The 10,243-nt window shown below is 57.3% G+C and carries 7 protein-coding genes and 2 pseudogenes; 5 read left to right on the forward strand and 4 right to left on the reverse strand.

Going from position 1 to position 10,243, the window contains the following annotated elements:
- Positions 1–252: pseudogene (locus IE122_RS17680) on the forward strand (hypothetical protein); the annotation flags it as partial.
- An 86-nt stretch (positions 253–338) separates the two neighbouring features.
- Here the strand turns inward: IE122_RS17680 and npdG are convergent.
- From npdG to IE122_RS17700, 4 genes are all read right to left on the reverse strand, one after another.
- Entirely contained in the window at positions 339–989 is a 651-nt protein-coding gene (npdG, locus tag IE122_RS17685; RefSeq protein WP_189622566.1) for an NADPH-dependent F420 reductase, read from the reverse strand.
- The gene (gene cofH / locus IE122_RS17690) at positions 989–3,325 is read right to left on the reverse strand and encodes a 5-amino-6-(D-ribitylamino)uracil--L-tyrosine 4-hydroxyphenyl transferase CofH (RefSeq protein ID WP_189622572.1); all 2,337 of its coding nucleotides are present in this window, start codon (positions 3,323–3,325) and stop codon (positions 989–991) included. Before cofH ends, npdG begins: the two co-directional genes overlap by 1 nt.
- Before the next feature lie 279 nt (positions 3,326–3,604).
- Positions 3,605–3,934 carry a hypothetical protein gene (locus tag IE122_RS17695; protein ID WP_189622567.1) on the reverse strand — a complete coding sequence of 110 codons (330 nt, stop codon included), beginning with the start codon at positions 3,932–3,934 and terminating at the stop codon, positions 3,605–3,607.
- Between the two features lie 50 nt (positions 3,935–3,984).
- Complete coding sequence (locus tag IE122_RS17700; protein ID WP_189622568.1) at positions 3,985–4,314, reverse strand: hypothetical protein; 330 nt, start codon at positions 4,312–4,314, stop codon at positions 3,985–3,987.
- 344 nt (positions 4,315–4,658) lie between these two features.
- Between IE122_RS17700 and IE122_RS17705 the strand changes: the two genes are divergently transcribed.
- The 4 genes and pseudogenes from IE122_RS17705 to IE122_RS17720 all read left to right on the forward strand — a co-directional run bounded on the left by IE122_RS17705 (position 4,659) and on the right by IE122_RS17720 (position 10,057).
- The gene (locus IE122_RS17705) at positions 4,659–5,561 is read left to right on the forward strand and encodes an aspartate/glutamate racemase family protein (RefSeq protein ID WP_189622569.1); all 903 of its coding nucleotides are present in this window, start codon (positions 4,659–4,661) and stop codon (positions 5,559–5,561) included.
- A gap of 81 nt (positions 5,562–5,642) precedes the next feature.
- Positions 5,643–6,545: an LLM class F420-dependent oxidoreductase gene (locus IE122_RS17710; RefSeq protein ID WP_189622570.1), complete on the forward strand. Its 903-nt coding sequence runs from the start codon at positions 5,643–5,645 to the stop codon at positions 6,543–6,545.
- A 186-nt stretch (positions 6,546–6,731) separates the two neighbouring features.
- Positions 6,732–7,141, forward strand: a pseudogene (locus IE122_RS17715) (transposase); the annotation flags it as partial.
- A gap of 801 nt (positions 7,142–7,942) precedes the next feature.
- Positions 7,943–10,057, forward strand: a complete 2,115-nt coding sequence (locus tag IE122_RS17720; protein ID WP_229814376.1) for a TonB-dependent receptor — start codon at positions 7,943–7,945, stop codon at positions 10,055–10,057.
- The last annotated feature ends 186 nt before the right edge of the window (positions 10,058–10,243 follow it).

A 10,243-nucleotide genomic window follows, 5' to 3' on the forward strand; every position in this document is an offset into this window, starting at 1 on the left:
TCAGGGCGCGGAGACTCGACGCTGCGCTTCAAGCCCGCAAGGTGGGGCGGCGGCTACGCTTACGCCGTTGCCCTTCTGGCGGATTGCCCTTTCGATTTCCGTTTCGGGCCGGATAGCCGCAGTCTTCACGAGGCGCAACTGTCGGCCGACGCAGTCGTCATGCGTCCGGGACTCGCGCTCGACATTGACACGCTCGAAGACCTGACCTGTCTGCAAGGCCATCCGACGTGGCATCAAAAGCCCGATTTGTAAGTCGATCGCCCAGAGCGACGATGTCCCGGTGCCAATTGCAGATTTTGCGAAACCGCCGCAAACGGCGACATCGCTGAACGACTGCGTCAGGGCTTGATAAGTTTACCCGTGATCTGGATGCCCGCGCCGTCCACGCTGTAGGTCTTGTTGAGGAAGATCAGGATCGAGGTCAGCGCCTCGGCGGCTGCCGAATTGCACAGGGAGCCGGCATGAATGCCGCGCAGGCCCATCAGATCTGCCAGTTCGACGATTTTTCCGCGCGCTTCCTTGTCATCGCCAAATATCAGCACGTCGCAGCCGATGTCTTCGTCCGTGATGAGTTTGTGAGCTGCGACATTATGGAAGCCGGACACCACTGTCGGACCGTCGCCGAGCAAGTTCAGCGCACGCTGGGCAGCGCTGCCTTCGGGCGGCAATTGTACGCGCATGACTTTCGGCGGGACCAGCGGCACGGTCGTATCGACCACGATCTTGCCGGCGACATGAGGGGCGATGTCGGCAAGCGTCGCTTCCTGCGCCGCGAACGGAACGGTGACGATGACGATATCGCCCATCTTCGCGGCGTCTGCATTTGCCATGCCGGTCAGCCCGAACCCAAGTTCCGCAGCAGCAGCTTTGGCGCTTTCGGCCGCGCGCGAGCCAATGACGACTTTGCGTCCCGCCTTGGCCAGACGCCGGGCGATCGCGCGACCCAGGTTGCCGGTGCCGCCAACGACGGCGATCGTCTCATTGCTCATCAATAATCTCCTGCATAGGTCGCAGCAAGTTCGTCGACCCGCTGATAAAGTGTGGTGCGTTGCCGGGACTGGCGCCCGGCGCTGGCGGCCAGCTCTGCCATCCGCTCCGGATCGCAGAGCTGGCCGTTCTTGCCCCCGGCTGCCCGCGTGATGGATTCATCCATCAACGTACCGCCTAGATCGTTTACCCCGGCACGCAGTGCGGCTGCGATGCCCGTGGGGCCAAGCTTGACCCAACTTGCCTGAACGTTCGGAACCAGCGGGTGCAGTACGATCCGAGCCACCGCATGCATCAGCAGCGCCTCGCGGAAGCTGGGTCCCGAACGCGCACGCCCCTTTCGCCAGATCGGCGCTTCCATGTGGACGAAGGGCAGGGGCACGAACTCGGTGAAGCCGCCCGTTTCTGCTTGAAGGTCGCGGATCGCCAGCAAATGCCGGGCCCAATGCTCATATCCTTCTACATGGCCGAACATGATGGTCGCGGTCGTGCGCAGGCCCACGCGATGGGCGGTGCGCATGACGTTCAGCCATTCCGCGGTATCGACCTTGTCGGGGCAGATGATCGCGCGGACCTCGTCATCCAGAATTTCAGCAGCGGTGCCGGGCAGGGTTGCCAGACCCGCATCCTTCAGCTGGCGAAGATATGTTTCAAGCGACAACCCAAGAGTGGTGGCACCATGCGTTACTTCCAGTGGTGAAAACGCGTGGATATGGATAGTCGGAGCGGCTTGCCGCACGCTACGCAGGACATCGAGGTAAGTGTTGCCGTCGTAATCGGGATGGATGCCGCCTTGCAGGCAGACTTCGGTCGCGCCGCGCGCTACCGCTTCAGCGGCCCTGCGTCCCACTTCAACGAGGTCTAGCCGGTAGGCGGGGCCGCGCTCAGCTTTGGTGCTGCCTTTCGAAAATGCACAGAACCCGCATTTGTAGAGGCAAATGTTAGTGTAGTTGATGTTCCGGTTGACGACAAACGTCACCGCGTCTCCAACCACGTTTTGACGCAACTTGTCGGCGGCATCAATGATCAGGTCGACGTCGGATCCCTCCGCCCCGAATAGGCGCACGATCTGGGCTTCTTCGAGCCGCTGCCCCACCGATGCTCGTGCAATAATCTGCTCAAGCTCCGACGAGACCGCTGTTCTACCGCTGCCGCCGACGATCGGCGCGAGACTGCCAGTCCCGGCAAGCCAGTCGTCCACGATCGGCAGACCGCGTGCATCGACCGAGCGGCGCACGACCTTCGCCAGTGCGGGCTCCATCCAAGATTCAGGGTTGCGGGCGAAAGCCGGACCGACCGCCAGCCGCTGCACGAGAACACGACCGGCCGCCGCAGTTGCCTGGGCCAAGGCATCGAGATGGGGCCAGGGTGCCTCGGGATTCACATGATCCGGCGTCACGGGGGAAACGCCGCCCCAGTCGTTGATGCCGGCCTTTAGAAGGGCAGCGAGCTCATCCGGTGCATGCAGGTTCGGCGGCGCCTGAAGGACCATATCCGGCCCCAGGATCAGCCGCGCCATCGCCACCGTCCAAAGGTGTTCCTCAAGCGACGGTTCCGGATGGTACGCCATCGGTGTTCCGGGCTTGGCCCGAAAATTTTGAATGATGACTTCCTGGATGTGACCGTACTGGTGATGGAGGTCGCGGATGGCGATTAGTGCCTCTACGCGCTCGGCACGGGTTTCGCCGATGCCGATCAGGAGCCCGGTCGTGAACGGAATCGCGGCCAGGCCGGCAGCGGCAATCGCCTCGATCCGGGCAGCCGGCACCTTATCCGGCGAGCCATAATGCGGGCCTCCCTTCTCCGATAGTCTCTCTGAAGTCGTTTCCAGCATCAGGCCCATCGAAGCAGACACCGGCCGCAACGCTTCGTAATCAGCTGCAGTCATCAAACCCGCGTTGATGTGCGGCAGCAGCCCTGTTTGCTCGAGCACCATCTCGGCCATGTCGCGAAGCAGTGACAGCGTGGTCTGGTGTCCGGACGCTGCCAATTCGGCCTTGGCGGAATTGTAACGCGCCTCGGGCTGGTCTCCCAGCGTGAAAAGCGCTTCGCGACAGCCGGCGGCAATCCCGGCCCGAGCGATCGCCAGAACTTCCTCGCGCGTGAGGTAGGCCGCCTTGAGATCGCGGGGGCTCGTTGCGAAAGTGCAATAGTGACAGACGTCGCGGCACAGGCGGGTGAGCGGTATGAAAACCTTGCGCGAGTAGGTCACAACCGAGCCGAAGCCTGCAAGGGTGGAGTGTTCGCTCGCAGCCAGCAGGACGTCCAGCGGAAGGTCGGCCAAAGCTGACACTTCGCCCTGCGCGGCGAAGTGTTCAAGGATCCCCTCGATAGTCATGGCATTCACCTTCCCAACTGCTAAAAACACTCTAAATGCAGGCAGATAGTCCATAAGCGATGAACCAACGGCGTACAGCTTGCATGATGTCTGCCCCTGTGACGAGTGAGAGTGCCTTCTGCCGAGGCCGACGCGCGCCGGGATGAAGTCCTAGGTCCGACAATCGCCTGCTTGGACCGGCCTCCCGTTTCCGCTCCCCGCCGGGCCAGCGACCGATGGTGGCGAAACAGGCGCGCCTATCACAACAAAGCCTGAGAGAGCGGGCCGGTATGCGTCTCATCACTCAACCGGAATATAGACGACCTTCGGGAACTCCGAATAAGCGACATAGTCGGATATAACATTCGCTGCAATGCGATCTTCGCTGGTCAAGTAATCTGTGTTCTGACTGTTGAAATTACCGTCTGTGCTGACGCCCCACACGAAACGATTGCCTGGGATGTCGGCAACGGCGAATTCGACCTTGAATCCGGCTGCTCGACGCAGTTTGACGATTTTGCGCCAATAGTAAAAAAAGTTGGTCCAGCCACCGGGCTTGATAGTATAGATCTTGAGCTCAACATTGCGACCGGCAGCCAGTTCTTCGATTGTCTTGATCTTATCAGTCATTTTTGTCTCTATACAATCTTCGTGACCATGCGCGCAAAGGCACCTGACCGTCAATCAGGCTGCAATTCCTCGGGCAGTGCCTCCAGCGCGTCGAACCGCGCGGTGCCCCACAGGCAGTGAGTAAGCTTTGGATATCTACCGGGATAGAAGCGATTTTTCAGGTCGAAGCCGGGCGCATATCGGTGCACCCAGATTAGCCGCTTGTGAGCGACGTCGACTGCGGAAAAGAGCATCTTGAACCCCTCCGGCCGGTATTCCGCGAAGACTTCTTGAAATGCCGCCACAGCCTCTTCGACCATGCCTTCCTGTATCTGAGCCGTAATTGTTTCGATGGTCGACCCATCGTCCAAAAGCCCATACTCTCCCGGATCGAAATCCATATTTTACCTCGTTCGGCGCCAAAGATGCTCATAAGCCAAAGGCCTGGCCTTTGCGCCACGCATTGTGCACGAGCCACGGGGCAAATCAATTCTCGCGACCCGGATCGCCTCGGCATTGCATATGCAATTGGAAGGGCGTTAGGTGCAAATCAGTGGTCGCCGAGGCTGTATGCAAGGCGACTGCTGCCAATGCATATGCAATATGCCTGTGCGCTGGACAGAAACCACTGGTCTTGCGCGGCAATGGGCGCATCCTGAAAGTCTAGGTAGCAGTTCCGAAGTGCCATCCAGTGCATAAGGACGACCGTTAGGCGATAGCAATAATACTTGGAGAGGGCAATCCGATGAAGACAAAAATTCTTTGGCAGTCCGACAATACGTTAGAGCACTTTTCTAAAAACGAAGAAACTGCACGATACGTCTACCAAAATATGCTGAACTTCGCAAAGACGATCGCGAGACCAACGACAGAATTCGTTTTGCAATTTCCGGCTGACGGCATTGGCAAAGATTTTGCGCCCTTCTTCGGTTATAACAGGACTATGATGGCACCGGACATCATGCGGCTGGTGAAGGAGGCAGAGGAGGCAGGTTTCGACGCTGCGTTTCCTGGAATGTGCTTTGGGGAATATTTCCTACAGGACGCCCGGCAGGCCGTGAAAATTCCGGTCGTGGGACCGGCTGAGTCTGCGATGATGGTTGCGCAGCTTGTGGGGCGCAAGTTTGCGGTGATAACCAATGGCGACGCGTTCATCCCCGGGATGGAGGAGAACATTCGATTCCATGGCTGGTCCGGCCGAGCCATCGCGCACCGTCCGGTAAGAGCCTGGGACACCGACGTGATCCAGTTGATGGCGGATGCCTATGACGGTCGCCCGGAGCAATTGGTGGAGGAATTCGACCGGTTGGCTGTCGAGTGCGTGCGGGATGGCGCCGATGTCGTGATTTGCGGCTGCAACCCTTACGGAGCTGCATTGTCGCAAGTCGGGTATAATACCGTTGCCGGCACTGGCGTGCCTGTGGTTACAGCGCTGCCGTCCATGATCAAAATGGCCGAAGCCTTGGTAGACCTGCGACGCAATGTTGGGCTGACCAAGTCTGAAGCGTTGCTTGGCCGGTATCGTTCTACGCCGGCACACGTGTTGGCCGATCTGGAGGATCGCAGCATCGGAATGGCGAAGGTCGCCGCTGCGCCCACAGGATCAAAGCAATCTGCTCGTTCAGAATTGTCTGCTTTGGAAAATTGACGCAATTCCTGAATTGTGAATTCGATACTAATCTTTGATTTCCAAAATAAAAATCCAGATATTTTGCGATGGAGTATTCCTATGAAGGTCGGCGTCTTGTTTCCGGTAATAGAATTGGGAGGCAATCCTGATGCCGTGCGTGAATTTGGTTTGGAGGTCGAACGCCTGAATTTTGATCATCTTCTCATGTATGATCATGTTCTTGGCGCTGCCCACGAAAACCGGGATCCGCCCTTGACGCAGTATCTTGACGAGAATGATCCGCTTGTCGATCCCATAACCAGTTTCGCTTATCTTGCGGGGATTACAAAAAAGATCAATTTTGTCTTTGGCGTACTCGTGATGCCGCAGCGGCAGGTTGCGCTTGTTGCGAGGCAGTTAGCAGACCTGAGCCTCTTTTCCGGCGGGCGTGTCACACTGGGCGTTGGCAGCGGTTGGAACTACGTTGAATACCAGGCTCTCGGTGTGGATTGGGCTTCCCGCGGAAAAATTCTTGACGAACAAATCGCCATCCTAAGGAAATTGTGGACTGAAAACCTCGTGAGCTTTGATGGCAAATTTCACCAATTGGATCGCGTTGCGGTTAACCCGCGGCCAAAAACCCCGATCCCTATATATATAGGTGGTGACAGCAAGGTAGCGTTTCGCAGGGCGGCACGGTCAGGTGACGGCTTTATCTTCATGGGGCCAATTGAAAATGGACTGAGTGGTCTGGCGCGTTTTCGAGAGGTGCTTGCTGAAGAAGGCAAATCAGATCAGGACTTCGGCAAGCATTATTTTATGGTGCCAGTAGGAGTCGATCCGACCCAGGGTGGGCAGCCGAAGAGCGGTTTTCGGGATGTCCAATTGGTCATCGATGAACTCGAACGCTGGCGCGATGCTGGCGGGACATCCGCTAGTATTTCAACCGCCGGAATGGGATTTACTTCAGTAGATCAACATTTTGAAGTGATTGAGCGGGTAGCTTCACGGTTAGGGTTATAATTAGAGCGGTTTCCACACGAACTGAATCGTTGGGGATTGAACGAACCCGCTTACGCGGGAGGTGTGAGCATATTGGCTGGAATGGCCTCCTGATGGGAAGGTTTGGTTGCTGAAGACCAACCCCTGATCAGGAGACCATCCCATGGCTGATACCACCACGACAGCGGTGAGCCCGCTGCGGCACCGTACCGCAAGACGACCGCGCTGGTCGCGGGCTTGCGCATGACCGGCATGGTCGCGCCCATGGTGCTGGACGGTCCGATCAACGGCACTGGTTCGAAGCCTACGTAGCGCAGGTCCTCGTGCCCGAACTGCGTGCCGGCGACGTCGACATCATGGACAATCTGTCGAGCCACAAGCGCCCTGCGCTCCGTGACAGGAGCGAGGCAGCAGGGGCAACTCTGCGCTTCCTGCCGCCCTACAGCCCCGACTTCAACCCGATCGAGAAGGCATTCTCCCGCCTCAAGGCCATGCTCCGCAAAGCAGGCGAGCGCACCGTGAATGGCTTGTGGGGCCTTATCGGCAAGCTCATCGGCATCTTCCAGCCCATGGAATGCGCCAACTACTTCAGATCATGCGGCTATGACCCAGACTGATCGAAAACCGCTCTAGGCGGCAAGCCTTATGCGAAACAGCGCGCAAAACGCTAAACTAGGAAGGTTGATCGACCAGGCGCGCCAGATTGAATATGATCAGCATCAGATGATGGTCCCGTTCTATTAATTGGCTTGGGCACGAAAATTCTCTCGCATTGATCATCGAGTTTGGTTTCTGTGGCTGCATCGAACATTGGTTTCGATGCAGCCACTTCCGGCCTCTCTACTCGACTTGCAGGCGAAAATCGAAGGCGTAACCTCGGGTCTCCCGCGACTAGGCGAGCCCCGCAAAAAATCCGTTCAACTTTTTGGAGCAGGAAGCTGTCTGCGGAACCCCCAGGGCGCCCAGCAATTCATGCGGCTCGATGACGCGGTCTGCAACGAGGTGGGAGATCGTAGCGCGATCAAAAGCAAACTGCCGACATCGCTAATGTGGGCGCGGGCAGCACATAGTTTGCGTGACCTCGATCGGGCTGGCCAGGCCCTAGCGGGTACCGCGGTGGATGATATCGATTGAAAAACGGACCAACATCAAGACCTGCCGCCAGAGTAAATAAGAATATGCAGGCGCATATTTCAGATGCAATAGATTATGTCAACACTTCCTATTATTTAGATGCGCTGGCATTATAGTTTTGGAAAACTCGCGCTTCAATTGCATGGGTGTTCGAACGCCAAAGTCCACAGGCCATGGAGCTGAAAGTGGGCAATTTTATGGGAGCGGCTAGAATGAGAAGAGTCCTATTTCGTGGAGCTGGGGTGGCGCTAGGCGCATTGGTCGCATCACTACCCTCTATCGCAATGGCCAAAGCCCCTGCAGATTCAGGCGCGGTGAATGAGCCACAAGCCTCAACGAGCGAGCCCGCCAAAGCGCCGGCTGGCGAGGGCAACGACGTGGGTGAAATCGTTGTGACTGCGCTCAAGCGCGCCGAACGCGTTCAGAACATCCCGGCTTCGATTTCTGCGGTTTCGGGCGAGATGCTGGCGCAACGCGGCATTGCCGATATTCGCGCTCTGACCAGTGCGATACCGAACCTCGTCGTTGGCGAGTTTGTCGGCTCAACGTTGATAACCATCCGCGGCGTCGGCAGTAACGTGGATAGCGGGCTCACGGAGCCAACGGTTGCGGTCTACGCAGACGGTCTTGCCTTGCCTCGCGCGACCATGGCCAGACTGCGCGCCGTCGATCTGGAGCGCGTCGAGGTCTTGCGTGGGCCACAAGGAACACTATACGGCCGGAACGCGACTGGCGGTGCGGTCAACTTCATTTCGGCTCGCCCATCAAAAGAGCTTACAGGCAAGGTTGAGGTTTCCACCGGCAGCCGCGATGCCTTGGGAATCAATGGGTTTGTCTCCGGACCATTGGCTGACGGCGTGTATGTGAGGGTTAGCGGGGGCCGTGAAAAGCAGGACGGCATCGTCAAGGTTCTGAACACCGGGCAGACGCTCGGCGGCGTTGACGCCAAATATGGACGCGTAGCGTTTCTGCTGGAGCCGAGTTCTGACATCGCGGTCGATCTCGGCCTGCGCTATGAGCGCGATAATGCGCCTGTTGGATATCAACAAAGTATCAACGCGAACCGGTTCGAAATCGCTAATGGGCCGAGCGTAGCGACGCATGAACCTTACAAGTTGATCTCCAACAATCGTCTTGCAGGTTTCAAGGAAACGTTGATTGTATCGGGCGGCATCAATTGGCAGTTGTCCGATGCTCTAAGCCTGAAATATCTTGGCGGATACATTGATCACGATAGCTACGATTTCTACGATCCTGACGGCTCTTCCGTCGCATTTTCACACGTTGAATACGATCGCGCATCGAAATCGATTAGTCAGGAACTGACGCTTATTGGAGACTACGAGGGCTTTAAATTTATTCTTGGGGCGTATTTCTTCAAGGAGAAGGCTAACAACATCTTCTTGACGACTTTCGAGTCTGCGCATCCTTCCTTCCCCGGCAGCCTCAGATTTGGGGCGAGGGCGCGAATAACGAACATGGCGCTTTACGGTGACATCAAATATTCCGTCACCAGTCGGTTCGGTCTGAACCTGGGGCTTCGGCTGAATCACGAAGACAACGATTTTAACCAGTTTTTTGCCACCGCTAGCACGGATCAGACGGTAAAGGCCACAAGGCTTCTGCCGAAGGTGGCTGCGACGTATGAATTCTCGCCCGACGTCAATGGTTACGCGCAGTGGAGCCGTGGCTATAAGTCAGGCGGTGGTCAGTTTGGTCAAGGTTCGGGCGTTCAACCGCCATACCGGCCGGAGGTTCTGGATGCCTTTGAAGTCGGCCTGAAGTCGCAGTTTGCCGATCGGCGAGTGACGGCGAACCTTGCTGCCTTTTATTATAAGTATACCGATCTTCAATTTCTCAATTTCATTCCGGAGTTCACCACACGGATTGACAATTCGGATGCTCGACTTTTTGGCGTCGAAGCTGATTTTCGGTTCGAAGCCACGGACCACACGACATTGTCGCTCGCGCCCACTTGGCTTGATGGAAAGTTCAAGGACCGTGTGGTCGTGGAACCGGTCACCGGGATTCCCTACAACCTCGACGGCAACCGACTCCCTCGCGCTCCGAAATTTACTGTCAGCGCCGGGATCGAGCAGCGGTTCGATCTTGGGGGCGATCTGTTTTCCGAGCTGCAGCTGAACGGCAACGTCAAATACAGCTCGACGACTGTGCTGCGCTTTTTCGACCTGAACGAATTTGAACGCCAAACCGGGTATGCATTGATCGATCTGTCGGCGAGTGTGATGGACGCGGATCGAAAGACACGGCTCGCGGCGTTTGTGAACAATCTGACTGACAAGGCTGTCCAAATATCGTCATTCCGGACCGCCAATGGCTATTATGGCAATTACGGCGCCCCACGCACTTGGGGTGTTCGGCTGTCTCGCCAATTCTGACGAAGGGAACCTCCCAGGCCGGGGAAACGTCCCCGGCCTGGAATTCCACGGATGCGAGACACTTCAAAGCGCAACCGGCTTACAGCGCTCCACTCCCCCTGACGGCGAAAGTTCACTGAACTGATGCGGTGGATGCCCCCAGGTTTGCGAGGGGATTTTCTGACATTTCGTGGCTGAGCGCTTCCA

This window comes from Novosphingobium colocasiae, from assembly GCF_014652555.1.
GTDB lineage: Bacteria > Pseudomonadota > Alphaproteobacteria > Sphingomonadales > Sphingomonadaceae > Novosphingobium > Novosphingobium colocasiae.